The sequence below is a fragment of the Staphylococcus sp. FSL K6-0223 genome, assembly GCF_038008285.1.
Window position 1 is genome coordinate 1,100,905 of record NZ_JBBOYX010000002.1, and the last position, 25,384, is coordinate 1,126,288.

A 25,384-nucleotide genomic window follows, 5' to 3' on the forward strand; every position below is an offset into this window, starting at 1 on the left:
TATTTTTTTATAAGTTAAGTGCAATCACAGTTTGATGAATCGATTTATCTTGAATCCCAATAAATTTTATAGTTTCTTGAGTTGTTTGATGTCCCAAATATTTCTGAATAATTGAGATTGAAATGCCTGCTTGATAGGCATGATAGGCAAACGTCTTTCTTAATGTAGTCAGTCCAATATGTTTCATACCTAATTGTTCAGCAGCACGATTTATTATTCTATAAGCTTGTTGTCTTGAAAGACATTGATGCGTCCTCGTAGATTGAAAAATAAGTTCTTCATCTTCCAATTTACAATCCTCTATGTAAAGTTTTAATTCGTTTCGCAATTCAGATGGCAACTTAATTTTAATAGTTGGCTCATCATCTATTATCCAAGATGTTTTTATATTCCCTATTTCAGAAGTTTTAAGGTACTTTACTTTCATATTTAACAAATCTGTCAGTTTAATTCCTGTATGAATTGCGAACTTAAAAAACAAATAATCCCTTTGTGACCGTTCTTGTAATACTTGATACATTTGATGAATCTCTTCTTTATATTTAATTGGATCTACTTGATTCATACGTCCTCCTTATTAAGGTTTCTCATTTAATGATATATGATATTTAAGTTACATCAAAAATTTTTGCCTGAAATTTAGAAATAAAGTGACCTTTTTTTCATTTTCAAACGATATATAAAGTGAAAGGAGGTGCTAAAGATGAATGAAATTAATCAAGTGACTGCACTCTTTACACAAATTAAACATGACTCTGAAGGGAAAGTAGTCGAACAAAAACGTCGTTTCTCTAACTTAAATCCATCTACGTCCAATGATCAAATAAGAACTTTCAGTAACATTATTGAACGTTTAACTGGAGAAAAGTACGACAAAGTTGAAGTCACAAAGACAGAAGCATTAATCTAAGGAGGAGTAGGAATATGTCAAAAACGTTAGAACTCATCTTTAAAACGAGTTTAGACAAGCCAGTAAAATTACAGTTAACAAAATTTGACGCTGTTTTGACAGAACAATTAGTTAAAGAAAGTATGAATCAAATTTTAGAATTAGGCATTTTAAAATCAAATGTAGGTAAACCTGTCAAAGCTTATTCAGCTCAAATCATTGATAAGAATACGACTATCCTTTTCGAAGATAAAAAATAACAAGTCATAGGGAGAATTGTTTCTTACTAACAAGTACATCATTAATGAGAGAAAAAAAGAATCATTAGTGATGTTTTTATTACTATTATATGCATTATACATATATATTCTTAAACTAGAGAATTAAAATGTACCATAATACATAATCAAACATTCTATTTAGATTCAAGTATATGAGTGGTATCATATTATTATTAATTCGAGAAAGTGGGTATCACAAATGATATTCTTATACCTCTTAGGTATATTTGTGGGAATGTTGCTTCCTATTCAAACCTCAGTTAACTCAAGGTTAAGTCAATTTACACGTTCATCATTTTACGCCTCAACCATCTCTTTTGCGGTAGGAACGTTATGTTTATTAATCCTTAACCTTATTATTAATCCACATGTATTTACAACCTCATTCTTCTCAGGACAGACATTTAACTATACATGGTTTGTTGGAGGATTACTGGGCGTTATATTTTTAACAGGAAACCTATTATTATTACCTAGATTAGGTGCTGCGCTTACAGTAGTCATCACTGTGACAGGACAAATACTTATGGGTGTAGTCATAGATACATTTGGATTATTTGGTGCTTCACAACAACCATTTACATTTTTTAAAGCAATTGGGATTATTTTTTTAATCTTCGGTATTCTTTTAATGAATTATGTCCCGAATCGTAAAATCCATCATCAAACGAATTCAAACTTCATCTTATGGTTAGCGATTGGACTCGTATTTGGCTCGGCACCACCGATCCAAACTACAATTAATAGCGCACTTGCTCAACAGACACATTCTTCAATCTTTGCGTCTTTAGTATCATTTACGATAGGTACGACAGCTTTATTCATTTTAACTTTACTTTTTAATCGCACTTTAAAAATTAGTATTACACATGATGTGCTTGGACGCATTAAGCCTGTCTACTTTATCGGTGGTATGTTAGGCATGGCTTTTGTTACTTCTAATATTATCCTTATGCCTTTTTTAGGTGCTGCGCTTACAACGATTGTCGCAATGCTAGGCCAAATGATTATGGGAATTATAATAGACCATTTTGGTTTAATGGGCTCTCCTAAAAATAAAATTACAGCACGTAAAGTGTGTGGGTTAATATGTATTGCAATCGGAATTATTCTATTACGTTTATTTTAAAGTCTACCTTATATCATTCTTTTAAATTAATCTTCATCTTATTAAAATTCTAAGCTCTACCTGTAGAGCTTAGAATTTCTTTATTTTTGAAGTGAATAAATAACCTTTTTTCAATTATTGTAAAAATTAGAAAGAATGAAAGAGTTATCTTTTGATTATAGGTAAAAAAACTATTTAGAAATAAATTAATATTGTATAATATTTTTATCATAACATCATGAGGTGAACATCTATGAATAATAAGCGCATCATACTTATACTATTAATTCTAGTTTTGGTTCTTACAAGTTTAGGTTTTGGTTATCATACTTATTCGAAAATACGATCAGATGATAATAATTTAAAGTCTACTCAAATCATTAAAGCTCAGCCTAAACGGTTACTTACCGCGGATGGCATTCAAACTCCTTTCCAAAGCTACTCTATCTACTTCAATCCTTCACAAGGACAAATCAGCCGCTTCTTAGTTAAACATCAAGATAAAATATCCGCCAAAAGACCGATTTTTGAATATTATAATTACGAAAAGGAACAAGAATTTAAAACACTTAAAGGTGTTCTTAATCAAATTCAACTCCCCAATCATACACCTTCATATTTAAAAAATAATCCTTTCTTAACCTCACCGTTACTGTATTCTCAGCTTATTCAAACTCAAAATTCTATTCACACAACTCACTTCTCTCCTATTAATGGAAGGGTCTCTATCATCAATCGTTACCCTTCAAAAGCAACTGATAAGATAATGCAAATTGATAGCGAGGAAAAGGTTATTCATGCTAATATATCAGAATCTGATATAAATTTATTAAAAATAAATCAAAATATTTCTGTAACTACTCGTGATAAAATTCAATTCATTAGTAAAGTGAAAGAAATTGCAACAGTACCAAATAAGGTAAAAAATAACACTTCTTATTACCAAGTAGTATTAACTACCAAAGCTAAGTATCCTATCGACACACATTTTAAAGTAACTTTAATATCTAATGATATCGAGCTACCACAAACAAGTATTATAGATAACAAATTTATTTTAGTAATGAATAATAAAAAAATTGTAAAAAGAGAAATAAAATATAAAAAATCTTCTAAAAGTGGGTATATCACTATAACAAGTGGTTTAGCTCTTAATGAGAATGTAATTAAGCATCCTACTAATAAAATGGTAAGCACTTTTAGTCATTAAAAGTTGAAAATAACATTTCAAAATGTTTACTTTTCAGCATTATTTTTATTAAATTTAGAAAAATTATAAATATTTGTAATATTTTTGAATAAGGCAAATGCTATTTTACTAATTCAATCATAATGTACAAACAATAATTAGTTTTATAAACACTTATTTGTTTACTTCTTATTTTTATTTAGTTATAATTAACTAAATAATATAGCATTAAATATATTTCTTAAAATTTTATTTAATACTAAATTATGGCAGACACTTCGTATTTTTTCAAAAAAATAGATACAAATTAATAAATTCGGGTAGAGTATTCATATAGATCTTAATTTAATAACATACAAAACTTGCTGAGTCATGTTATATGGGTCTTTAATGTTTACGCTATAAATAGGGAGGTTTCAATAATGGCTATTTCAAAAATTAATGACTGCTTTGAATTATTAGCTATGGTCACTTATGCTGACAGATTAAAAAGTATTATTAAGAAAGAATTCTCAATCAGTTTTGAAGAATTCGCTGTTTTAACTTATATTAGTCAAAATAAAGAGGAAGAATATTATCTTAAAGATATTATTAACCACTTAAATTATAAACAGCCTCAAGTGGTAAAAGCTGTTAAAAACTTATCTCAAGAGGATTACTTCAATAAAAAACGTAACGAACACGATGAAAGAACAGTTTTAATCTTAGTTAACTCTAAACAACGTAAAAAAATTGACGAGCTATTAAAACGAGTTAACAAACGAATCACTGAAGCGAACGACGATAACGAAGTTTAATATGAAATTTGACGAGAGTAAGATAGAAATCTGATTCTTAGGATTTCATAGTCTTACTCTCTTTTTGTGGGGATATATAATTGAAAATACAATGTGTCTGACACAAATAATAAAAGGCGACCAAATATTATTTTGATCGCCTTTTTTGATATATTTATGAAATGTAATACTGAATACTTATTATAAATACTTTTAAATATAGTGAAAGTTATGCATTTTCCTCTAACTTAATAAAATCTAAGTAAATATCTAAAAACTTATCTGGTTCTTCTATATGTGGTGCATGTCCTGATTCATCAAAGATGTACTTTTTAATATTTTCAAAGTAACTATCAATACGAAAATGTGTTTTATCCATGATTAATGGATCATGTTTACCATTAACTAAAAGTGTTGGCACAGTTACTTTATGATGAACGTCCTTAATCATATCAACATGATTTAATAATGCCCTAACAGCAATTGCGCTATCTTCAGGTGTCGGTCTACTATATAACTTCTGACGTTGATACCACTTCATCGTATTGTCTTGTTGTTTAAATAATTTAGGAAATAGAATAATCATTGCCTCTGCTTTATTAAAACCAGCAATTTCTTCTTGATTATCAACCATGAGTTTTGTGAATCCGTGAGTGATATCTTCCCTCTTCGCAGAGATTATTGTTAGTGAAATTGTTCTGTACTGATATGTTTCAGTGAACTCTCTTCCAATTATGCCCCCCATGTCATGTCCTAGAATATGTGCTGAACTCACATTTAATGCATCCATTAAATGACTTAAGTCCTCAACATGATCTTTTAAATCATAAGATTCTGATCGTGAGGATTTACCATGTCCTCTCACATCATAAGTTATCACTCTATGTGTTTGCTTGAGTTCATTTTTCAAATCCTGAAAGCCAGCTGAGTTACCGTCTAATCCATGAATTAAAATAATGGGGATGCCTTCTCCTTCATCACTATAAGCAAGTTCAATTTGATTGCAAGTTTGAATTTTATTCATACTGGCACCTCCCTTTAATAATTGTTATACCCAATTCGAATCATCGTTACGCCTTTAATTCAATGAACGAAGAATTAAATTATGATTCAATTAAATTAATTATTTAAAACAGAATCACTTCTTATTCTTCAGTTTTTTAACGTGCATTCAACTTATTCTGACGAATTTTTAAGACATAAAAAAAGCCTTACATATAGTTAACTTAAACAACTATATATAAGACTTCATCGAATTTAAGATTAAGGAAAATCTACGATCTCGTTCTCGCTGATAGTTTAATTGTATAAAAAATAATGAGTACCACTAATAATATCCAAATTGCTAACGAGAAAAATTGTGCAATTTCAGGATTTGTAATCATAGCATCTATCGTCTTCTGACAGAATAATAAACCAATTCCTGAAAATTCTAAGCGCTTAAAGAATATACCAATTAGACCCAAAATGATTCCAACAAAGAATACAAATTGATGTCCATAAATATTGATTGGTATAATCGCCCAATTAAAATGAAAACCTTGCATAATGACAAGAATTAAAGCGATGATAGCAATCACAATGCCTACCCACATCTCATATTTATTACTATATAGATAATTTTTCCTAGCTATCCTAGTATAGAGAATAATCGTGATAGGGAAAATCACAATACAATAAAATAAACTTATTCCAGTAATCGCTTGGAACTGTACATACTGTTTATCATATAAATAAGAAATAAGTATAAAATTAATGATAAAAAAGATGACGGGATTGAGTTGTAAAGCAAATAGATTACGTTGAATCGTTAATATAATTTGTGCTGGGGATTTACCTCTATATTCAATATAATCTTGATCTTTTTCTTCTGATTTTTTAATATCTGATCTGAATTTTTCTTTAATATCATCTATTAGATTTGGTGACATGCCTTTATGGCTAAAATAATCATTAATGTTTTCGAGCAATACTTTATCATTAGTACGCATGCATGATTAACTCCTTCTACATACAATCTTGATGCTAATACGAATTAAGCAATAAATTAAACTATTAATTTTCAGTTTAAAATTTTACCATACTCTACGCAATATTTCTCAAACCCCATATTAAACTTTAACTATCTTTAAATCAATGGACATAGTAAAAGGAGCAAAAGTGAAACGTCAATTTTAAAAATTTCATTTCATCTTTCTGCTCCCTATTCATATCTAATATAAAGTTATTCATACTTTAGAAATTAATTTCAAAAATTTTATATCGCCATTATTCTCTTATTTAGATAAATCAATACGATAAAGTTTTACATTTTTATCTTTAGGTGAATTTGAACTAAATTGATAACTTGCTTTACCATTTTGGATGTAACCAAAGTTACCAGTTACTCTATTATAATGTACGCGACTAACCGCTTTGTTACCAAATTTATTTTTAACAGATTTATAAGATGGACCGTTAGCTTCATTGTAAGTCATAGAAACACGAGTTACATAACCTCTATCTTTTTTACCATCTGATGTGACAATTAAGACACCTTTATGTGTTCTAAACTCATAGTAGTGTTCAGTTCCTTGTTGATTATATGAATAAATTGGATGACTATATTTATTTAATACGCTTTTAATTGAATCGCCGATTTTAACATTTTCTAATGATTGATCACCTTGAGTAATTTGTTGAACTGTTTGCATTGAGTTTCCAGATGCTGCTTCAGCGTGATGACCAGCGCTTACTCCTGTTAAAACTAATCCTGAAACAAGTAATGATGTCATTAGCTTTTTCATAAGCACTCTCTCCTTTATTTCAATATCTCTATTTTGTGCTTAACTTGATTATACTACATATATTACTAAAATAACAATAATATTACAAAAACATTACAAATAAATATTTTTACGCTTACTTTATTTCTATAAAATGAAAAAATTGAACTAATGTTAGTTATATTTACCAACTTTTAGTTCAATTTAATCGTCTTTATGTGATTTTTATTCTTTTTTATGGGAAAAATGATCTTTAATAAATGGAGTAATTTCAGTGATGAATTGTTCTTGTTCTTCAACAAATGGATATAAACTTGATTGAGCGTACACATTGAATTGACTGTGTTCAATTAAATCGGCTACTTCTTTCGCTTCTAAAGTTGTTGTTCTTTCCCCATATTCTCCTGCAATAATTAACGTAGGAGCATGGACTTGTTTAAATACCTCTGAGATTTCTACAGTTTTAAATACATCTTCAACAGCTTGCGTTTCTTCTTTCGTAGATACTGAATTAGTATCTTCAACATGCTTTAAGAATTTATTCATTTTACGCGGTTTATAATATTTACGTTTATTTAAAAACTTGTCTTGCTTTTCATCATCCCAGTTTCTAATCGTGTGCGCATACTTTCTGAATAATCGTTCTTCGGGTAGCTCTCCTTCAATAGATGTCGGATTAACTAATATTATTGAAGATACATAGTCTTCATATCTCACAGAGATATCTGAAGCTACTATTGCTCCCATTTCGTGACCAACAAACGCTGCATGATCAATATAAATATAATCTAAGAGTGCTATCACATCATCAGCAAATTCATGAAACTCAATATTTCTTGGCTTATCAGAATAACCATGACCTCTTAAATCAATAAGCACAACTTGAAAAGATTTCGCTAACGCCTTAGCCACATCATTAAATACTGAATAATTATCATAAGCTGTATGAATCAGTACAACAGGAAAGCCTTCACCCATTGTATTATAATGAATTGTCGTTCCATCTTTACTAGTAAATAAATCCATTGCCATTGCGTTCTTCTCCTTCTGGTTCAAAATTTTCAGGTAGAATAGTTAACAATTCTTCTATCGTAGTAATTGTAAAATCTACTTCTTCTTCAAGTGGTTCTAATTCCGCATCCTCTTGTTTATACCATACACTTACCATACCCATTGCTCGAGCGGGCGCAACATCGTTAAGTGCGTCGTCTCCAACATACATAATTTCACTGGGTTCTACATCGAGTTGTTTTATCATATCCTCAAATATTTTTGGATGAGGTTTGCGATATCCAACAGTTTCTGAGGTCGTTAGGTAATTAATAACATGCATAATACCTAGAGAATGTAATCTAAATTGCTTAATTTTGGATTTCCCGTTAGCGATAACGCCAATCTTATAATCATGGCTCGATAACTTTTCCAAGGTATATAACGTATCATAATAAGGAAAGACATAACGGTAAAAATGCATCTCAAAGTCATGAAACAAATCTTTCCAAGTTAATCGATCAATATGAAATTGTTTAATAATTTGTTTATACAATTCAGGTTTATCATTATCATCATCATCATCAAGCTCGATAAATTTATTCTTAAAATCGGCTAATTGAACATGAACGAAATAATCATGAAAACGTTCAAATTGCTCTTCAATAAATTTCTCACGTGATTTAACTCTATCTAACAAAGTTCCTTCTAAATCAAAGACTATTGCTTTAATATGACTCAAATCCATTTTAAGTTACCTCTTAACTTTTTAATAGTTTCTATTTTAGCAAATGAATTCACTTATCGTAATACCTTAGTTTGTGTAAAAAGAATATAAAATAAAACTGGAACGCCTAATAATGCCATAACAATACTTGCAGGGATTTGAACTGGTTGTATCATCGTTCCGCCTATAAAATCTGCCACGACCATCACTGTGCTACCGACAATAAGATTAAGTACCATCTGCGTTCCTAGCTCATATTGCCAATAAAAACGTCTTAGTAATTGCGGTACGATCATACCTATAAATCCTATAATCCCTACATATGCAACTACTACTGCAGTTATCATAGATGACACTGCCAACACAATGAACATAACATTTTGAACATTAAGACCTAAAGATTGGCTTTTTAACTCACCGACTTGCAGTAGTTTAATGCCATTTTTCATTAAAAATAAAATGACCATAGCAACTATCATTGTTAAAGCAATGATAATGACATCGTGGTACTCTGCCGAAGCAAAACCACCGAACAAGTAATTAGCTATTGAATTCATTTTCCGTGGATTAATTAAAACTAACATATACAGAAGTGCATTGAATAAGGCACCAATCATTAAACCTAATATGATGAGCACACGTACAGGATAACCACGTGACAATATCACTGTTAGGCCAAGTACGAGTACAAGTGTAATCAAACTGAATGCTATAGAGAAAAAAGGCACCCATAGAAAACTTAACCCGAGAAATAGGGCAAGTCCGGAGCCTAAAGAAGCACCACTTGCTAAGCCTAGTGTAAAACTATCAGCTAATGGATTATTCAAAATGGTTTGAAACATATGCCCAGCTATAGTGAGTGTCGCACCAGTAAGCATAGCTTCAAGAACTCTAGGAAGTCTTACCTTTAATAAAATAGTTTGATTAAATGCATCATTAAGGCTTCCTAAGTCCCACCATAAACTGATTAAAACACTAATTAATAGAATGATTAACCATATGACTATACTTCGAATTCTTTTCATCATAATCTCTTTTCTCATTTTTCTTTATACATATAGTAACAAAATCATATTAAAAAAGTCAGTGTCTGAAAGACCACTGACTTTTTGAGCTATTATTTTTTATAAATGACATCCCTTAATTCTTTTAGGCCTTCATCAATTCGAGGACCTGGTCGAGAAATCTCGTCTCCATTAACTGATTCAATTCGTGTATTTTTAACAGCATTAATCTTATCGAAGCCACCACGTTTTTTAATCATTTTAATATAATCAGATTTTGATTTACCTTCAGTAGAAATTAATATATCTGGATTATGCTTAATGATGCTCTCTTTACTGACTGATTTCCAACCATTTATATCTGAGAAGCTATTCTTCGCGTCTAGTTGATTTAACATATCATCGAAGAATGTGCCTTTACCTGCTGTATAAATATCTGGTTTAGATGAAACTTCCATAAATATACTTTGCTTTTTATGATGTTTAGGAACAGAATTAACTACCTTATCAACGTTCTTTTTCGTTTCATCTACTAAATCTTGAGCTTGATGCTCACGTCCTGTAATTTTACCGATAGTTTTAAAGGTGTCATATGTTTCATTAATTGATTGGGCGTCTTTAACATAAACAACTTTAACCCCATCTTTTTTAAGTGAGTTTAATACTTTTCCTGAAGAACTTTTTTGGGACTCATGTGCTAAAATCAGATCTGGTTTAGCTTTGAGTAATTTTTCTTTATTCAAATTCATCGCATCAAATTGTTTTTTACCTTTTTTAACATCTTTAGGGTAATCATCAACCGTTGATACACCAACAATGTTATTCCCTAAACCAAGTCGATATAAGATTTCAGTATTACTTGGCATTAGAGAAACAATTCTATGGTATTTTACTTTATTATTCCCTTTTTTCGATGTTGAATTGCTATCTGATGATTGATTTGAGCCTTGACTACATGCTGCTAATGATATAGCAAGCACGAGAATAACCATCCATAGTTTATTTCTCATTTATTGAGCATTCCCTTCTTATTCAGTAATATACATTCTTCGCTTCGTTATAATCATATCAAAATCGACAAAAATTTCATTAGAATTTTGAAATTTTAAATGATTATTTTTATTTGAATAATGTTTTAATTAAACATTTTCAAAAAAATAGTATCTTCGCCTTTTTAACGAAGATACTCAATTTCATATTATTCATAAATAGGTTTAGGATTCGGTCCATATTTATTGGAACCATCTTCACTATCAGCTACACAATATGCTAAAGCTACAAGTGCAGCGATGATAGAGATGATATAGTAAGTGATAAATAAACCACTTAAAATCATCACAAATACGTGATTATGATCTAGATGTGTATGGTTTATAACAGGTTCTATCACATTTTTTAAATAAGGTAGTAAGGTCAAAATTAAATAAAACACTGGGAATTTCTTAGTCATTCCGATATCATGAAATCTTCTTACAGATAATGAAAATGTTCCAATACATAGAATGAGTGAAATGACTTGATAAATAATTGATGAAATAATATGACCGTGAACCATAGAATTTTCTAAAAATTTTGTGCCATTTAAGACTATAACTTCAATAATAGCATTGATGAAAAAGGGCCACCAAAAATCACGTCTTCTAGTGCGACCTTTTAGTTTAAGGAAATTCAGCCAGAATAACTTATAGGCCTCAATCATCGTACCACCTCTAAAATATTTATAACTTTAGTTACTACAAAAATCATTATATAATTAATTAATCAAAATTAAAAATCATTATAAATTATAATATCTCCTATTCTATAGTTTTTAACTATAAAAAACGCCCTACTTTCTAAGTGGGCGTTTATCGTTACTCAGTAATAATTAAGATTAATATTTTTGAAAGGAACAATTAGTACGTTATATATTCATTTATGGCATTTGCAATATATCGATTTAGTCCTTTATTACGGTTTTTATTAATATTTTTAGCAAATCGTTCATCATCAACATATGTTGTTCCAATATAGGACATAAATTGTTTATCGCAGTTAGGAACTTGTAGCTTCAATATGTCTTCTAGTTTTTTTATTCTAGTGCTTGCCTCCTTAATCGAGACATCTTTAGAAAATAAATCACTCATCTCATCGAAAAATGTATTTAATTCAACATTAATCTTTTTATAGTTTTCTTTTTTCTCAGAATCATTCATATCTTGTTGTTGTTCCTCATAAGATTGATAGTACTTAGTATCACCATACTTCAAAGCCGCTTCATTTTCATATTGTTGATATAAATCAAATTCTTTCATATTCGTCACCTCAATTTCTTCATTGCTCTCTTGTTTAAAATGGTAGTCAAGATGTTCAATGATTACATTCAACTTATCTCTTTTCTTAATTACATCATCGTAATTCTTACGCAACACTTCGTTTTTAGTATTTATATCACTTTTAAAATAATCATTAATTTCTTTTAATGTTAAATCAAGCTCCCTTAAAAATAAGATATATTGCAGTTTAGAAATATCTTCTACACTATAAAGACGATAACCATTGTCTTCAATATGATGAGGGATTAATAATTCTATATCATGATAATAATGAAGTGTACGTAAACTCACTCCTGTGATGTCACAAAGATCTTTAGGACTAAAATACGCTTTCATATCTTCACCTCCTAAGCTGAAGTATGAGGTATGACGTTACGTAAAGGTCAATGTTTAATTTTCAAAAAATGAATCTAAAAATGTATAACGATGTTCTCCTTTACCGTTAAAATAATTTTTACCAAAATTATCGAGCAAAGCATGGAATTCATTCGCATCTTGGTTAGTGAAATTAGAAGGTAATTGAATGGTCTTCTTAAACTTATCGTAGGTTTCAGTCTGAGTATAGCCTAACTTAGCATATATACGGCGAGTATAACTGTCTGGAATAAATTCTATCCCTTTAAAAATATATACAATTAAAACATCTGCCGTTTCACTTCCAATACCACGAATATTTAATAATTCCTTTCTTAAATTCTCACCATAGTATTGTGCGATATCTTTGTAATTAAAGTCATGTTGATTTAACCAATTCATTAAAGCGTGAATCGCTTTACCTTTATTTTTATAGAAACCGCTCGAACGAATCGTTTGTTGCAAATCTTCGAGTGACATATTTAATATCTTTTTACCATTGAATTGCGTCTCTTCTTTGAGACGTGTTAATGCCATATCTGCATTTTTCCAATTAGTATTTTGAACAAGTATAGCCCCTAGCATCATCTCAATAGGACTTTGAGCTGGCCACCAATGTTGTGCACCCATATTTTTATATAGAATTCGATACAGTTCCATTGTAGATAGCATGTTTACACTCCAATTCTTTATAAAATTAATACCCTCACAAATATAGATTTATGAGGGCATAAGACTGTTTATTTAATTAAATATTTTTATAATTACATAGACTCAGGTGCTGTAACGCCAACAAGTGTTAAAGCATTGTGTAATGTAATTCTTACTGCTTCAATCATAGCTACTAATGCTTTAGTCTTTTCAATATCATCAGTTAAAACTTTCTCGGCGTTATAGAATTTATGGAAAGCTGCAGCTAAATCTTGAATATAATTTGTTAAACGATGAGGTGCACGATGCTCTGCTGCGCTCTCAATTGTTGTTTCGAATTCAGCAACTTTCTTTAATAAGTCTATTGCTTTTTCATTAGTAATTGTATCGAAATTAGCGTTTGTTGTGATATCAACACCTTGCTCTTTCGCTTGTCTTAGTATTGAACAAATACGTGCGTGAGCATACTGAGCATAATAAATTGGGTTATCTTGTGATTGCTCCTTGGCAAGTTCAAGATCAAAATCAAAATGAGAGTCAGGACTACGCATTGTTAAGAAGTAACGCGCTGCATCAATGCCTACTTCATCCATAATTTCACGTAAAGTAATCGCATTGCCTGTACGTTTACTCATTTTCACTTCTTCACCATTTTGCATTAAACGCACCATTTGCATAATTTGAATTTCAAGACGATCACTATCTACACCAAATGTTTCAAGACTTGCTTTAAGACGATTTATATAACCGTGATGGTCAGCACCCATTAAATCAATTAAGATATCATTTCCACGATTAATTTTGTTGTAATGGTATGCTGTATCAGGTGTAAAGTAAGTGTAGTTACCATCCTTTTTAATTAATACACGGTCTTTATCATCTTTAAAATCACTTGTACGTAACCATGTTGCACCATCAGCTTCATATGTGTAACCTAATTCTTTCATTTTAGCTAATGTGTTATCGATTGCACCATTTTCATATAAAGACGTTTCACTGAACCAGTTATCAAAATGTACATTAAAATCAGCTAAGTCTCTCTTTAACTTATCCATTTCATAATCTACACCTAATTGTCTAAATGTTTTTAGGCGTTCTTCATCTGAATAATCCTTGATTTCTGGATGCTTATTAGCCAAATCTTTACCAATTTCAATAATGTCTTTACCATTATATCCATCTTCTGGCATTTCATGGCTTGTATCACCTAGAGCTTCAAAATAACGTGTCTCTATTGAACGAGCTAAATTAGTAATTTGATTCCCTGCATCGTTAATATAGTATTCACGAGTGACATTGTACCCTGCGGCGATTAGAATATTGGCTAATGAATCACCTACAGCAGCATTTCTAGCATGACCAATGTGTAAATCACCAGTTGGATTTGCAGACACATATTCTAATAAAATGTTTGTATTTTTAGATTGATCTGCATAGCCAAATTGATCGCCTTTATTAATCGCTTCTGGAATAATTTGAGTAAGATATTGATTATCTAAGTAAAAGTTAATAAAACCTGGGCCTGCAATATCAATTTCTTTTACGTGTGCTTTACTTGTATCAAGATTATCTACAATCGCTTGTGCTATTTCACGTGGATTACGTTTAGCAATTTTAGTTAATACCATCGCAATATTAGATGAGTAATCACCATTTTTAGTATCTTTAGGTATTTCAATTTTTATTTCGGGAATATCTTCAGCTAATCCCGCTTTTTTGATACTAGCTTCAATTTCTTCAATTAATGTCTGTTTCACTTGATCGATAATATTCATTCGCTTATCTCCTTATAATTTAGTTCGTATTGATAAGAACCCATCTTTTCTTCATTTTGATATAGTTCATAGTGAATTTTCAATTTCCCACCATTTGGCGTTACAAAGTGTAAAATACTCAGTGTTTTCACTGTTAAAGGTATCCGTCCTGCGGGTATATCATATAAAGTTGTCGTTTCTTCCCCTTCAACGAAATGTAGATTCATATTGATATCGCCTTTACGAATCAACTTAACTCCGCTATCTTCAATTTTTATTGTAACATTGACTTTTGCTTCTTCAATTTCTTCTGTATACCGGATAAATTCTGCTCGTCGTTTCTGCCAAGCACCTTTTGTAGTAAACTCAAATTTTTGTTTTTCATCATTCTGTTTCAAAACCTGTTTAGTTTGAATATTTATGTTTTTATCCAATTTACTACTCACCTTAATCTTTACAATAATACATGTAATTATAGCATAAAAACACTATCGCTTGTAGTACGCTCCTACTTTCTACGTATCGACTTATTTTGTCTAAAAATTAAAAAATCGTCTCCATATCTTATCGATATGAACACGATTTTACATAGGTTATCATTAGAATTACTTGTTGAATTCAACATCAACGATATCCATGATATATTTATCTCGAATAGAACAATACTTTTTGAAATATACGATGCCGAATACAATTGTTGCAATGATGAATACATATTTTTTCATCTAACTACCTCATATTTCATAATTTTTGATGTACGTCATCCTTTATTATATCATCTTCTTTTAAAATTGGTCACAACTATTGAATAAATATATAGTTTCTCATATTTTACTCACCAGGAATAAATACATTTGCTTCACTATCATTTGGATAATAATAACCATTCGGAATGGATTGTAACTCAATTAAAGCGTTAAACGGTGCCTTAACATAAACACTCTTACTTCCTTCAGAATCCTCGTAAGTTGAATTACCATGTGTTTCAGATAATGGTTCTGCACCAGCACGTTTAACATTTTCTAATACGTCCTCAATATGATCGACCATTAATGAAATATGATTAAAGCCTAAATCTTCTAGTTTGAGTGGTTCTTTTTGATTATTACTTTCTATTTCAAACATTTCTATATTAGCTCCCTCACCAATCACTATCATTCTTTGACGAACGATTTTTGCTCCTTTTGAAAGACCTAACATGCGTTCAACTTCTTCTCCTTCACGAGGTTGGTCATTATATGTAAGAGCATCATACGCTATTTTAGCGTCAAACGCCTCTTTTAAGAACGTTGTTGCCTCCTCAATATCTAATACTGTTAAACCAATATGATTAATTCCCTTAATATGATTCATTGAACTTCTCCCTTTCATTATTTTAAAGATGTTTACCCTAAATTTTAGATTTAAATATTTCACATCACTAATTTTGAATAAAGCTATTTATTTTCATAAATTAAAATATTCTAAAAATTGTGCTACAATTTACATATAATAATTGCATTGCAACACTTTATTAAGAGTTTACATTTAATAGTAATTTATAATATTTAAATAAATGGAGGGAATGTTAGTGAAGACAGATGTGCTCTACGGCAAGTCTGAAATTAGTGTCAATGTACCTGATGATAGCACTATTATAGAACCTCAAAATATTGACGCTATTGAAGATTATAAAACAGCCATTTAAGACGTTTTAAGACATCCAACCAACTCAAAACCTCTTAAAGAAATGGTTAGAAGTGATGACATCGTATCTATAGTAATTAGTGATATCACTCGCCCAACACCAAACCATATTCTTGTACCTTTACTAATTGAGGAATTGAACCATGTGCCACGTGAAAATTTCGTAATTATTAATGGTACAGGAACACATCGTGACCAAACGCGCGATGAGCTTATTCAAATGTTAGGTGAAGATATTGTGGACACAGTTAAAATTGTCCATAACCACTGTACTGAAGCAGATAGTCTTATAAAAGTTGGGGAAAGTAAATATGGTTGTGATGCATATCTCAATAAAGACTATGTTGAGTCAGATTTTAAAATCGTCACTGGTTTCATTGAACCTCATTTCTTTGCAGGATTTTCAGGTGGTCCAAAAGGTATTATGCCAGGTATCGCTGGATTAGAAACTATTCAAACTTTCCATAATGCAAAGATGATTGGCGACCCTCGTTCTACATGGGGAAATTTAGAAGATAACCCTGTTCAGGATATGGCTAGAGAAGTGAACCGTATGTGTAAGCCAGACTTCATGTTAAATGTGGCTTTAAACAAAAGTAAGGAAATTACGGCTGCATTCGCTGGAGAAGTTTTTGAAGCACATAAAGAAGGATGTGCTTATGTTAAAGAACACGCGATGTTTAAATGCCATCAACGTTTTGATGTCGTCATTGCTTCTAATTCAGGTTATCCTTTAGATCAAAACTTGTATCAGACTGTTAAAGGGATGAGTGCTGCTAGTAAAATCGTCAAAGAAGACGGAAATATTATTATGGTCTCCGAATGTGCAGATGGCTTTCCAGATCATGGTAAATTTGCTGAAATCTTTAAAATGGCTGACACCCCTCAGGGAATTCTAGAGCTTATCCATGATCCTAATTTTAAAGAGATGGATCAATGGCAAGTTCAAAAACAAGCGAGCATTCAGACCTTTGCCAATGTTTATGTCTACTCAGAATTAACAGATCAACAATTGAAAGATTCAATGTTGAATCCAACTTCAAATATTGAACAAACGCTTCATGAGTTAGAAGAACAATATGGACGTAAATTATCAATTGGTGTCATGCCACAAGGACCACTAACCATTCCATATGTTGAAAATGAAGAATAATTTGGGAGGATGATGAGAATGACTGAATTATTAAATAAAGAAATGAAATTAAATCACTTACTTAAAGAAATGCAAAGTGTTGTCATTGCATATTCAGGTGGTGTAGATAGCAGTTTAGTACTTAAAAAAGCGATTGATGTTTTAGGTGTTAAAAATGTTAAACCTGTGGTTGTAAAATCAGAACTTTTCAGAAACGAAGAATTTAACCAAGCGATTGAATTAGGTCGAAGCCTAGGTGTAGAAGTATTAGAGACTGAAATGGCTGAACTTGAGGACGATAATATCGTTAAGAATACACCCGAAAGCTGGTATTTCAGTAAACGACTTCTTTATGGAAAACTTAATGAAATCAAAGAGGAATTCAACTTTAATTATATCTTAGATGGCATGATTATGGATGATCTCAAGGATTTCCGTCCAGGCTTAAAAGCTAGAGATGAATTTGGAGTACGTAGTGTACTTCAAGAAGCACATCTCTATAAATCAGAAATTAGAGAATTAAGTAAACAACATGATTTACCTGTATGGAATAAACCGGCTCTATGTAGTTTAGCTTCACGAATCCCTTATGGTGAAACGTTAAGCTTTGCTAAAGTAAACAAAGTCAACGAAGCAGAGAAATACATTCTACAATTAGGAATCAATCATGTCCGTGTACGCTACCACCATAATATCGCTCGTATCGAAGTGGTTGAAGATGATTTTGCTACTGTAATAAAAAATAGAGACAATATCACTTTACGCTTAAAAGAACTTGGTTTCGACTATGTCACTGTAGATTTAGAAGGATATAGAACAGGCAGTATGAACGAAGTCATTGATACGAAAGCAACTAATTTAGTATAAGGAAGTTAACACATGAGTAAAGATCCAAACTTTATAGATGACTTACTCGAAGGTGTAAAATCAAATCAAATTTCTATAGATGAAGCTAAAGCCCAACTCAGTCACTATGACGAATTGGGCTTTGCTAAAATTGATTTACATCGAGCAAAGCGACAAGGCTTTCCCGAAGTCATCTTCGGTGAAGGTAAAACTAAAGAACAAATTAATCAAATTATTGAAAGCCTTACTCAACACGACAATGTGATTTTAGTGACACGTATTGATGAAACAAAGGCGAAGTTTGTACTCGAACATCACCCCTATCTCCAGTATCACTCAGTAGCTAATATTGTGAGTACTCCGATAGAAGAAATTAAAAAATCACAAAATTATATTTCTATCCTTTGTGCTGGAACCTCGGACTTAGCAGTAGCCGAAGAAGCTGCTTTAACTGCGGAAGTAATGGGAATTCAAGTTAAACGCTTCTATGACGTTGGTGTGTCTGGCATTCATCGACTATTTAATCACATCCATGAGATACGCCAAGGTAAGGTATCCGTGGTCATTGCTGGAATGGAAGGTGCCTTGGCTAGTGTTGTAGGAGGACTTGTCGATCATCCCATCTATGCCGTCCCTACCAGCGTTGGCTATGGTGCAAATTTAGACGGCGTCACTACACTACTTTCCATGATTAACGCATGTGCACCTGGTACAAGTGTACTCAATATTGATAATGGCTTTGGTGGAGGATATAACGCTGGAATGATAGTGAAGATGATAGAAAATAACTAGAATGGAGCATCAATATGGCAAATGCAATTTACTTAGATTGTCATGCAGGCATAGCCGGTGACATGCTATTGTCAGCTTTAGTCGATTTAGGGGCTAACCCACATAAAATTGAAAGCGAACTTAAAACGTTACCATTAGATAATTTTGAACTTCATTTTCAGAAGAAGGTAAAACAAGGCATACATGCAATGACCTTAAACATTGATTTCGATGAACCACACCATCACCGTCACGCGTCAGATATCTTTAAAATGATTGATGACAGCGCACTTTCACCACGTGTTAAAGCTCGAAGTAAAAGTATATTTGAAGTGATTGGTCACGCAGAAGCTAAAATTCATGGTATGTCATTTAAAAACGTCCACTTTCATGAAGTGGGGGCCATGGACTCTATTATCGATATTATTGGTGGATGTATTGCTTTAGAATTATTAAATATTGACGAATTATATTGCTCGCCTATTCCTACAGGTAATGGCAAAATCAATATCGCCCATGGTATCTACCCCGTACCAGCACCTGCCACTGCTGAGATACTTAAAGACGTTCCATTAGCTAAATTTGATGTTCAAAGTGAGTTAACGACGCCAACTGGTGCGGCCTTTGCGAAAAGTTTAGTATCATCATTTGGCCCATTCCCATCTGCTACGATGAAAGAAATTGGGTATGGCGCAGGGAGTAAAGACTTTGACTTCCCTAATGTGTTAAGAGTTATTCAATTTGAAACTCAATCAAAAAAGCAAGATGACGTCCAAGTTATCGAATGCCAAATTGATGATATGTCACCTGAATCATTAGGACACTTCATGGATATAGCACTCGAACATGGTGCACTAGATATTTACTACACTCCAATATTTATGAAAAAAGGACGTCCAAGTACACAATTAACCTTAATCTGTAAAACTGAGAACGCATCTAAATTTGAAACTTTAATCCTACAAGAAACATCTTCCCTCGGAGTTCGCAGTTACGCGGTTCGTAGAAATATACTAGATCGAGAATTTAGAGACATTAATACCGACTACGGGAATATTTCTGTGAAATTCGCTTTGCAAGAGGGTAAAATTTTAAAAATGAAACCCGAATATGAAGATGTAAAACAAGTTGCTAAAAGATTTGAAAGACCATTTCATGTCATTCATAATGAAATTATAGAAGCTTTGTATCACACATATCAAATTGGTGAAGAATTAAAATAATTACTTTATAGAGGAGATAAGTGATGAATAGAGATGATTTAAAATCTACAATTGAAAAGCTTTATACTGATATTTTAATCAATCTTGATGTTAATAAAATTGATACGTACTTTGCCCCTTCTTATGTTCAAACCACAGATCATCAAACGTCTGATATTAATGAGTTCACAGATCATCTTAAGAAACTGAAAGAAGTTGTGGCTCGTCTTTCTATTGAAGAATTTAAAACCATGCTCATAGATGAGTCTCAAAACACGATTTTTTTACGCTACGATGTTCATGTAGAAAAGAAAAATGGTGATAAAGGTAAAGTAGAAGTTTATGCAGAATTTGTCTTTAATGAAGATGGTAAAGTCATCACGTGCAAAGAATTAACATTGCCTTATAATGAAGAACTTAACGGAATTGGCAGTGTGAAATAATACTATAAGAGCCTTTAAATGAATTTAGCAAACATTCATTTAAAGGCTTAGATTTTATTCGGATATATTTATTACAAAATAAATATATTTTTAATAGTTATTCAAATGCTTGATATAATTCGTCGCTAGAATTATTCCACATGTCTTCGTTATAATCTTTTAAGAATTTTTTTAAGATTTTCTTATTTTCATTACCAATTTGATCGATAATAAATTGATGTTTCATAGATTTATCCATCATATTTACATGTTCAGGCATACTCTTATAGCCACGGCGGATACTTCTATTCACTAATAAGTAACAAGCTGTGACACCTGCATAGTACGGTCCTTGTTCACTACGTTCTGTAGTCACCCAACACAACCAATATTCTTTAGCTTCGTCTCCTTCAACTTGCTCTTTTTCATTAATCCATTTAACACCTTTTTCAACTTTTGCACGTGCATGCATCCCGCCAATATCAATAAAGGCTTCTTTATTTTCAACATCTATAAAAACAGGTGCAATATTATCTAAACTAATTGACCCGATATTCGTTCCTTTATGTCCATCTAGTGGGTCATTTTTTATAATATTAAAATTAAAACCTTTTTTCTCAGCCAAGTTAGATACCTCCCATTCTGAAAATCATTGATTCAATGATGATATTTTCAATCTTATCTAATAGGTACAATGAGTGTAAAGCTCTAATTAAGTTCATTCAATAAATTAATAATAGCACCTTTAATTTCAAGATTATCTATATTTAGTATCAGTTCCTTAGGATAATATAATTTATGGTCTTCACGATTAATACCAGTAATACTATTAATTACCATAGATTGATGACTTATTTCTGTAATAGAACCATTACTTCTTAACAAATGGATCGGTTTACGATTAGATCCAGGGCGATCGTAATCGTAAGGTAAATCTGAGAAAGCTTCACTTACGAAGTAATAGTCAGGGTTGATACCACCTGCTTCAAATAATTCTTGTAATTCTGAAATAGTAATTATTGAACCATCAAATGGTATATATTTGAATAAATCTCTATTTATAAAACGACGCGACAAGTCACTGAGTATAGGATCATCTTCATTAATCCATTTTTTCAAGTAATATAGTACAACCGCTTCATCTAACTCAACATACTGTTCAATTGTCATTGTCCCTTCGAAGAATGGTACAAAGTCATGGGGATACATTCTAAATTCATAGCCTTCACCATAAAGTTGCTTCGCGCGTTGTAAACAATTATTTAGTAAAACTTCTCCCCCACGACTTACAGGGTGAAAATAGATTTGCCAATACATTTGGTAACGACTCATAATAAAATTCTCAACCGCGTGCATACCGCTCTCTTTAATCAATACTTCATCTTTTGAAGGACGCATTAATCTTAAAATACGTTCCATATCAAACGAACCATAAGTCACACCTGTGAAATACGCATCACGTTGCAAGTAGTCCATACGATCAGCATCAATTTGAGAAGATATCATTGATATAATTAGTTTATTATCATGTGTTTTATTAATAACATCTGCAACTTCTTGTGGGAATGTTTCAGAAACGCGACTTAGCACTTCATTGACTTCCGTGTCTTCTGTGATTATAGCTTGAGTGAATGCTTCATGATCAGTATTAAATATCTTTTCAAAACTATGAGAGAAAGGGCCATGGCCTAAATCATGTAGCAACGCTGCGCACAGTGCAAGTGGACGATCTGTATTATCCCAGGCCTCTCTACCTATAAAAGACTCGTCAATCATTCGGCGGACGATTTCATATACACCTAATGAATGCCCAAAGCGACTATGTTCTGCAGTATGAAACGATAAATATAAGGTACCAAGTTGTTTGATACGTCTTAAACGTTGAAATTCTTTAGTTTTAATTAAATCCCAAATCAACTGATCTTTAACATGTATGTATCGATGAATAGGATCTTTAAATACCTTTTCTTCAGTTAGTTTACTTGTTGCATATGATGATAGTGCCATACTTCCCCTCCTTAGGAACACTAGAATGACGTTCATAGTGCTTTTTTGTTTGAGTATTACCCCGTAAATAATTTAACTCCATTAATAAACTAGTTTTGATGCATATCGTTTATGATATTAAAAGGTCTTTTTCATTAGAGCTAAGTCCATCGTCTCTCCATACATTTCAGGTTGATAAGAACGAACGATTTCAAAGCCATTTTCCTTATAATAATCAATACCATGGTTATTCTTATTATCTACTTCTAAATAAACGGTATCATATCTATCTTTAAATTGATTTAAACCTTCTTTAAGTAAACTTGTACCATAACCTTTATGTTGAGATTGTGGTCTCACATAATGTGCAGCGAGATATAATTCCTCGCCATAAATGAAATTTGCAAAACCTATAATCTCATCATCTTCTTCCGCCACTAAAAAGAGTTGTTCTTTTAATCTCTTCTTCAAATGAGTTTCATTATATGAAGCAGCCAACAATTCATTGACTGTAGAAGCTGCATAAATATTTAAATATGTATTATACCAAGCTTTAGTAGCAACATCTCTAATAGCTACTACATCATTCTCAGTTGCTTGTCTCACTCTATACATGTTACTTTCTCCCCTAACTATTACAAGCTATTAATAAAAGCATTATATCACATTTATGTTAACTTAATTCAATTTAAACATTTAAAAACCCTATATAAAAATTATTTTGAAACTATTAAAATCCAAACTGGAAAATTAATAAAATTTCGATAAATAGAATTAAACGAAACTACTAACTCACAAAAAATAAAAAACAACGAAAGATAACATTAAAATTTAAAATGTTTCTTCCGTTGAATTGTCATAATCTTATTTACCTAGTTCTTCATTCCATTCTCGTGCACGATCTAAAGCATATATATCTTTTTTAATATCTCCAGGCTTTTCAGCAGTTCCAATAATATAACCTTTCAACTCTCCGCCCAAAAACTCTACACTATATTTCATCTGAGTTATACATGGTTTAGCTTTGACTTTAGGACAATCGCCACCTACTAAAATTAATCGAAAATCCTTTTTAGCCATCTTAGATTTGAAATCATGATAATCTTTGTCTTCCATAGTCTCAGACCAATGATCTATAAATGCCTTTAAAGAAGCCGAAATACTATACCAATATACTGGCGACGCAAATATCACTGTATCACTCTCTAATACTAAATCAATAAGTTGTTTATAATCGTCTCCATACGATTCAATATAGTAATCTTCATGTCTCACATCACGAACAGGATTAAATTGATATTGAGTGACATCCACCCAAGTGTAATCTAAACCGTCTAAAGCATATCGGGTTAATTCTGCCGTATTCCCTTCAGGACGGCTCCCACCAAACAACACCGTAATCATTATTCATTTCCTCCAACTTTATACTGTGCATTTTTATGTATAGATATTATTTAACATACCCAAAATTTCTCAAATTATTTTGTCTAAACTTTAAAATTTACAACTACATTAAAAAAGCGATACTCAACGTCATATGTTGGTATCGCTCTTAAATTTCCCAATTATTAATTTTCAATCGGGAATAATTGATCAATTTTATCAATTTCATCTTGAGTTAATTCAATATTTGCAGCATCAATATTTTCTACAACTTGTTCAGCGCGTTTAGCACCTGGAATTACAACGTCTAATGATGGACGAGTTAAGTAGAATGCTAGTACGACATTAGCAATTGACGTGTTGTGCGCTTCCGCTATATCCGTTAATTCCTTAACACGACGTACATTATCATTGAACACTTCAGGTTGGAAATCACGACGTGTTGCACGATGATCGTCAAATGTTTGGTCTTCATCATATTTACCTGCTAATATTCCAGAAGCTAATGGGAAGTATGGTACAAATGTAATATTATTTTCCGCTGCATATGCCATTACTTCTTCGTTTTCGCGATGTAATAAATTATATTCTAATTGTACGACGTCGACATATCCATCTTTATTTGCTTCTTTCAATTGTTCTAATGAGAAGTTAGACACACCTATTGCTTTTATTTTACCTTCATCTTTTAATTCTTTTAACGCTGCAACAGCTTTATCTTTTGGCGTCTCTTCATCAGGAAAATGAATATAATATAAATCAATATAATCTACTTGGAGACGTTTTAAACTATTCTCAACTTGTTGCTTTAGATATTCTGGGTCATTATTTTGTACCACTTCATCATTATCTTTAATAACATGTGACCCTTTAGTTGCGATTTGTACTTGTTCACGTGGATATTCTTGTACAACTTGTCCAACGAGTTCTTCAGAACGTTCAGGTCCATAAATATAAGCTGTATCTAATAAAGTGATACCATTATCAATTGCTTTACGTACAACGTCTTTACCTTGTTCTTCATCCAAATTCGGATATAAATTATGTCCACCTACTGCATTAGTTCCAAGTGCAATTGGGAAGACTTTAACATCTGATTTACCTAATTGTACTTTATTAGCCATTGAAGTCATCTCCTTCATTACTATTACTG

At 31.6% G+C, this 25,384-nt stretch carries 28 protein-coding genes and 1 pseudogene; 10 read left to right on the forward strand and 19 right to left on the reverse strand.

Annotated elements, in window-relative coordinates; translation table 11 throughout:
- Positions 1-7 precede the first annotated feature (7 nt).
- Positions 8-565: a tyrosine-type recombinase/integrase gene (locus MHI13_RS16235; RefSeq protein WP_047797071.1), complete on the reverse strand. Its 558-nt coding sequence runs from the start codon at positions 563-565 to the stop codon at positions 8-10.
- Between the two features lie 138 nt (positions 566-703).
- Between MHI13_RS16235 and sroA the strand changes: the two genes are divergently transcribed.
- The 5 genes from sroA (at position 704) to sarA (ending at position 4,264) form a co-directional block, all read left to right on the forward strand.
- Positions 704-910: a sigS mRNA-stabilizing protein SroA gene (sroA, locus tag MHI13_RS16240; protein WP_002433430.1), complete on the forward strand. Its 207-nt coding sequence runs from the start codon at positions 704-706 to the stop codon at positions 908-910.
- Positions 911-924: 14 nt separating this feature from the next.
- The gene (locus MHI13_RS16245) at positions 925-1,149 is read left to right on the forward strand and encodes a DUF2922 domain-containing protein (RefSeq protein ID WP_002433204.1); all 225 of its coding nucleotides are present in this window, start codon (positions 925-927) and stop codon (positions 1,147-1,149) included.
- 220 nt (positions 1,150-1,369) lie between these two features.
- On the forward strand, positions 1,370-2,299 hold the full coding sequence (locus MHI13_RS16250) for a DMT family transporter (RefSeq protein ID WP_064210408.1): 930 nt from the start codon (positions 1,370-1,372) through the stop codon (positions 2,297-2,299).
- 232 nt (positions 2,300-2,531) lie between these two features.
- Positions 2,532-3,488 carry a hypothetical protein gene (locus MHI13_RS16255; protein ID WP_064210407.1) on the forward strand — a complete coding sequence of 319 codons (957 nt, stop codon included), beginning with the start codon at positions 2,532-2,534 and terminating at the stop codon, positions 3,486-3,488.
- Between the two features lie 401 nt (positions 3,489-3,889).
- Positions 3,890-4,264: a global transcriptional regulator SarA gene (sarA, locus tag MHI13_RS16260; protein ID WP_002433479.1), complete on the forward strand. Its 375-nt coding sequence runs from the start codon at positions 3,890-3,892 to the stop codon at positions 4,262-4,264.
- 208 nt (positions 4,265-4,472) lie between these two features.
- On the opposite strand, the gene MHI13_RS16265 is transcribed toward sarA, so the two are convergent.
- The 13 genes from MHI13_RS16265 to MHI13_RS16325 all read right to left on the reverse strand — a co-directional run bounded on the left by MHI13_RS16265 (position 4,473) and on the right by MHI13_RS16325 (position 16,156).
- A complete protein-coding gene (locus MHI13_RS16265; RefSeq protein WP_002452550.1) occupies positions 4,473-5,267 on the reverse strand; it encodes an alpha/beta fold hydrolase in 795 nt (264 codons plus the stop codon).
- A 250-nt stretch (positions 5,268-5,517) separates the two neighbouring features.
- Positions 5,518-6,234, reverse strand: a complete 717-nt coding sequence (locus tag MHI13_RS16270) for a hypothetical protein (protein ID WP_002433107.1) — start codon at positions 6,232-6,234, stop codon at positions 5,518-5,520.
- 285 nt (positions 6,235-6,519) lie between these two features.
- Entirely contained in the window at positions 6,520-7,029 is a 510-nt protein-coding gene (locus MHI13_RS16275; RefSeq protein ID WP_064210406.1) for an SA0570 family protein, read from the reverse strand.
- A gap of 204 nt (positions 7,030-7,233) precedes the next feature.
- Positions 7,234-8,040, reverse strand: coding sequence for an alpha/beta fold hydrolase (locus MHI13_RS16280; RefSeq protein WP_002433355.1), 807 nt, complete (start codon positions 8,038-8,040; stop codon positions 7,234-7,236).
- Positions 8,018-8,746 (reverse strand): HAD family hydrolase, encoded by a 729-nt coding sequence (locus MHI13_RS16285; protein WP_064210405.1) that lies wholly within the window; start codon positions 8,744-8,746, stop codon positions 8,018-8,020. Before MHI13_RS16285 ends, MHI13_RS16280 begins: the two co-directional genes overlap by 23 nt.
- A gap of 53 nt (positions 8,747-8,799) precedes the next feature.
- Entirely contained in the window at positions 8,800-9,750 is a 951-nt protein-coding gene (locus tag MHI13_RS16290; RefSeq protein ID WP_064210404.1) for a FecCD family ABC transporter permease, read from the reverse strand.
- A gap of 92 nt (positions 9,751-9,842) precedes the next feature.
- Positions 9,843-10,739 carry an ABC transporter substrate-binding protein gene (locus tag MHI13_RS16295; RefSeq protein WP_002433296.1) on the reverse strand — a complete coding sequence of 299 codons (897 nt, stop codon included), beginning with the start codon at positions 10,737-10,739 and terminating at the stop codon, positions 9,843-9,845.
- Positions 10,740-10,927: 188 nt separating this feature from the next.
- Positions 10,928-11,428, reverse strand: coding sequence for a DUF805 domain-containing protein (locus tag MHI13_RS16300; protein WP_064210403.1), 501 nt, complete (start codon positions 11,426-11,428; stop codon positions 10,928-10,930).
- Positions 11,429-11,624: 196 nt separating this feature from the next.
- On the reverse strand, positions 11,625-12,380 hold the full coding sequence (locus tag MHI13_RS16305) for a MerR family transcriptional regulator (protein WP_002432977.1): 756 nt from the start codon (positions 12,378-12,380) through the stop codon (positions 11,625-11,627).
- 54 nt (positions 12,381-12,434) lie between these two features.
- Positions 12,435-13,070, reverse strand: a complete 636-nt coding sequence (locus tag MHI13_RS16310; protein ID WP_002433162.1) for an endonuclease III domain-containing protein — start codon at positions 13,068-13,070, stop codon at positions 12,435-12,437.
- A 92-nt stretch (positions 13,071-13,162) separates the two neighbouring features.
- Positions 13,163-14,824, reverse strand: coding sequence for an arginine--tRNA ligase (gene argS, locus MHI13_RS16315; RefSeq protein WP_002433338.1), 1,662 nt, complete (start codon positions 14,822-14,824; stop codon positions 13,163-13,165).
- On the reverse strand, positions 14,821-15,237 hold the full coding sequence (locus MHI13_RS16320) for a DUF1934 domain-containing protein (protein WP_002433342.1): 417 nt from the start codon (positions 15,235-15,237) through the stop codon (positions 14,821-14,823). The genes argS and MHI13_RS16320 overlap by 4 nt, the downstream gene beginning before the upstream one ends.
- A gap of 397 nt (positions 15,238-15,634) precedes the next feature.
- On the reverse strand, positions 15,635-16,156 hold the full coding sequence (locus MHI13_RS16325; RefSeq protein ID WP_002433212.1) for a VOC family protein: 522 nt from the start codon (positions 16,154-16,156) through the stop codon (positions 15,635-15,637).
- 217 nt (positions 16,157-16,373) lie between these two features.
- Here MHI13_RS16325 and larA point away from each other — a divergent pair.
- The 5 genes and pseudogenes from larA (at position 16,374) to MHI13_RS16350 (ending at position 20,883) form a co-directional block, all read left to right on the forward strand.
- Positions 16,374-17,642 (forward strand): annotated as a pseudogene (larA, locus tag MHI13_RS16330) (nickel-dependent lactate racemase).
- Between the two features lie 18 nt (positions 17,643-17,660).
- The gene (gene larE, locus MHI13_RS16335; protein WP_002433322.1) at positions 17,661-18,488 is read left to right on the forward strand and encodes an ATP-dependent sacrificial sulfur transferase LarE; all 828 of its coding nucleotides are present in this window, start codon (positions 17,661-17,663) and stop codon (positions 18,486-18,488) included.
- Between the two features lie 12 nt (positions 18,489-18,500).
- Positions 18,501-19,259: a nickel pincer cofactor biosynthesis protein LarB gene (gene larB, locus MHI13_RS16340; RefSeq protein ID WP_002433089.1), complete on the forward strand. Its 759-nt coding sequence runs from the start codon at positions 18,501-18,503 to the stop codon at positions 19,257-19,259.
- A gap of 14 nt (positions 19,260-19,273) precedes the next feature.
- Positions 19,274-20,461 (forward strand): nickel pincer cofactor biosynthesis protein LarC, encoded by a 1,188-nt coding sequence (gene larC, locus MHI13_RS16345; RefSeq protein WP_002433393.1) that lies wholly within the window; start codon positions 19,274-19,276, stop codon positions 20,459-20,461.
- 23 nt (positions 20,462-20,484) lie between these two features.
- Positions 20,485-20,883: a nuclear transport factor 2 family protein gene (locus MHI13_RS16350; protein ID WP_002433151.1), complete on the forward strand. Its 399-nt coding sequence runs from the start codon at positions 20,485-20,487 to the stop codon at positions 20,881-20,883.
- Between the two features lie 97 nt (positions 20,884-20,980).
- Here the strand turns inward: MHI13_RS16350 and MHI13_RS16355 are convergent, their stop codons facing one another.
- From MHI13_RS16355 to MHI13_RS16375, 5 genes are all read right to left on the reverse strand, one after another.
- Positions 20,981-21,487: a YwhD family protein gene (locus tag MHI13_RS16355; protein WP_340761564.1), complete on the reverse strand. Its 507-nt coding sequence runs from the start codon at positions 21,485-21,487 to the stop codon at positions 20,981-20,983.
- Positions 21,488-21,570: 83 nt separating this feature from the next.
- Positions 21,571-22,869, reverse strand: coding sequence for an HD domain-containing protein (locus MHI13_RS16360; RefSeq protein ID WP_002433455.1), 1,299 nt, complete (start codon positions 22,867-22,869; stop codon positions 21,571-21,573).
- 117 nt (positions 22,870-22,986) lie between these two features.
- Positions 22,987-23,463: a GNAT family N-acetyltransferase gene (locus MHI13_RS16365; protein WP_002433199.1), complete on the reverse strand. Its 477-nt coding sequence runs from the start codon at positions 23,461-23,463 to the stop codon at positions 22,987-22,989.
- A gap of 249 nt (positions 23,464-23,712) precedes the next feature.
- Entirely contained in the window at positions 23,713-24,252 is a 540-nt protein-coding gene (locus MHI13_RS16370; RefSeq protein ID WP_064210400.1) for a flavodoxin family protein, read from the reverse strand.
- 164 nt (positions 24,253-24,416) lie between these two features.
- Entirely contained in the window at positions 24,417-25,355 is a 939-nt protein-coding gene (locus MHI13_RS16375; RefSeq protein WP_002433209.1) for an aldo/keto reductase, read from the reverse strand.
- Positions 25,356-25,384: the final 29 nt, after the last annotated feature.

Coding starts and splice junctions, on each gene's coding strand:
- MHI13_RS16235 (WP_047797071.1), bottom strand. CDS start 565: ATGAATCAAGTAGATCCAATTAAATATAAAGAAGAGATTCATCAAATG.
- sroA (WP_002433430.1), top strand. CDS start 704: ATGAATGAAATTAATCAAGTGACTGCACTCTTTACACAAATTAAACAT.
- MHI13_RS16245 (WP_002433204.1), top strand. CDS start 925: ATGTCAAAAACGTTAGAACTCATCTTTAAAACGAGTTTAGACAAGCCA.
- MHI13_RS16250 (WP_064210408.1), top strand. CDS start 1,370: ATGATATTCTTATACCTCTTAGGTATATTTGTGGGAATGTTGCTTCCT.
- MHI13_RS16255 (WP_064210407.1), top strand. CDS start 2,532: ATGAATAATAAGCGCATCATACTTATACTATTAATTCTAGTTTTGGTT.
- sarA (WP_002433479.1), top strand. CDS start 3,890: ATGGCTATTTCAAAAATTAATGACTGCTTTGAATTATTAGCTATGGTC.
- MHI13_RS16265 (WP_002452550.1), bottom strand. CDS start 5,267: ATGAATAAAATTCAAACTTGCAATCAAATTGAACTTGCTTATAGTGAT.
- MHI13_RS16270 (WP_002433107.1), bottom strand. CDS start 6,234: ATGCGTACTAATGATAAAGTATTGCTCGAAAACATTAATGATTATTTT.
- MHI13_RS16275 (WP_064210406.1), bottom strand. CDS start 7,029: ATGAAAAAGCTAATGACATCATTACTTGTTTCAGGATTAGTTTTAACA.
- MHI13_RS16280 (WP_002433355.1), bottom strand. CDS start 8,040: ATGGCAATGGATTTATTTACTAGTAAAGATGGAACGACAATTCATTAT.
- MHI13_RS16285 (WP_064210405.1), bottom strand. CDS start 8,746: ATGGATTTGAGTCATATTAAAGCAATAGTCTTTGATTTAGAAGGAACT.
- MHI13_RS16290 (WP_064210404.1), bottom strand. CDS start 9,750: ATGAAAAGAATTCGAAGTATAGTCATATGGTTAATCATTCTATTAATT.
- MHI13_RS16295 (WP_002433296.1), bottom strand. CDS start 10,739: ATGAGAAATAAACTATGGATGGTTATTCTCGTGCTTGCTATATCATTA.
- MHI13_RS16300 (WP_064210403.1), bottom strand. CDS start 11,428: ATGATTGAGGCCTATAAGTTATTCTGGCTGAATTTCCTTAAACTAAAA.
- MHI13_RS16305 (WP_002432977.1), bottom strand. CDS start 12,380: ATGAAAGCGTATTTTAGTCCTAAAGATCTTTGTGACATCACAGGAGTG.
- MHI13_RS16310 (WP_002433162.1), bottom strand. CDS start 13,070: ATGCTATCTACAATGGAACTGTATCGAATTCTATATAAAAATATGGGT.
- argS (WP_002433338.1), bottom strand. CDS start 14,824: ATGAATATTATCGATCAAGTGAAACAGACATTAATTGAAGAAATTGAA.
- MHI13_RS16325 (WP_002433212.1), bottom strand. CDS start 16,156: ATGAATCATATTAAGGGAATTAATCATATTGGTTTAACAGTATTAGAT.
- larE (WP_002433322.1), top strand. CDS start 17,661: ATGACTGAATTATTAAATAAAGAAATGAAATTAAATCACTTACTTAAA.
- larB (WP_002433089.1), top strand. CDS start 18,501: ATGAGTAAAGATCCAAACTTTATAGATGACTTACTCGAAGGTGTAAAA.
- larC (WP_002433393.1), top strand. CDS start 19,274: ATGGCAAATGCAATTTACTTAGATTGTCATGCAGGCATAGCCGGTGAC.
- MHI13_RS16350 (WP_002433151.1), top strand. CDS start 20,485: ATGAATAGAGATGATTTAAAATCTACAATTGAAAAGCTTTATACTGAT.
- MHI13_RS16360 (WP_002433455.1), bottom strand. CDS start 22,869: ATGGCACTATCATCATATGCAACAAGTAAACTAACTGAAGAAAAGGTA.
- MHI13_RS16365 (WP_002433199.1), bottom strand. CDS start 23,463: ATGTATAGAGTGAGACAAGCAACTGAGAATGATGTAGTAGCTATTAGA.
- MHI13_RS16370 (WP_064210400.1), bottom strand. CDS start 24,252: ATGATTACGGTGTTGTTTGGTGGGAGCCGTCCTGAAGGGAATACGGCA.
- MHI13_RS16375 (WP_002433209.1), bottom strand. CDS start 25,355: ATGGCTAATAAAGTACAATTAGGTAAATCAGATGTTAAAGTCTTCCCA.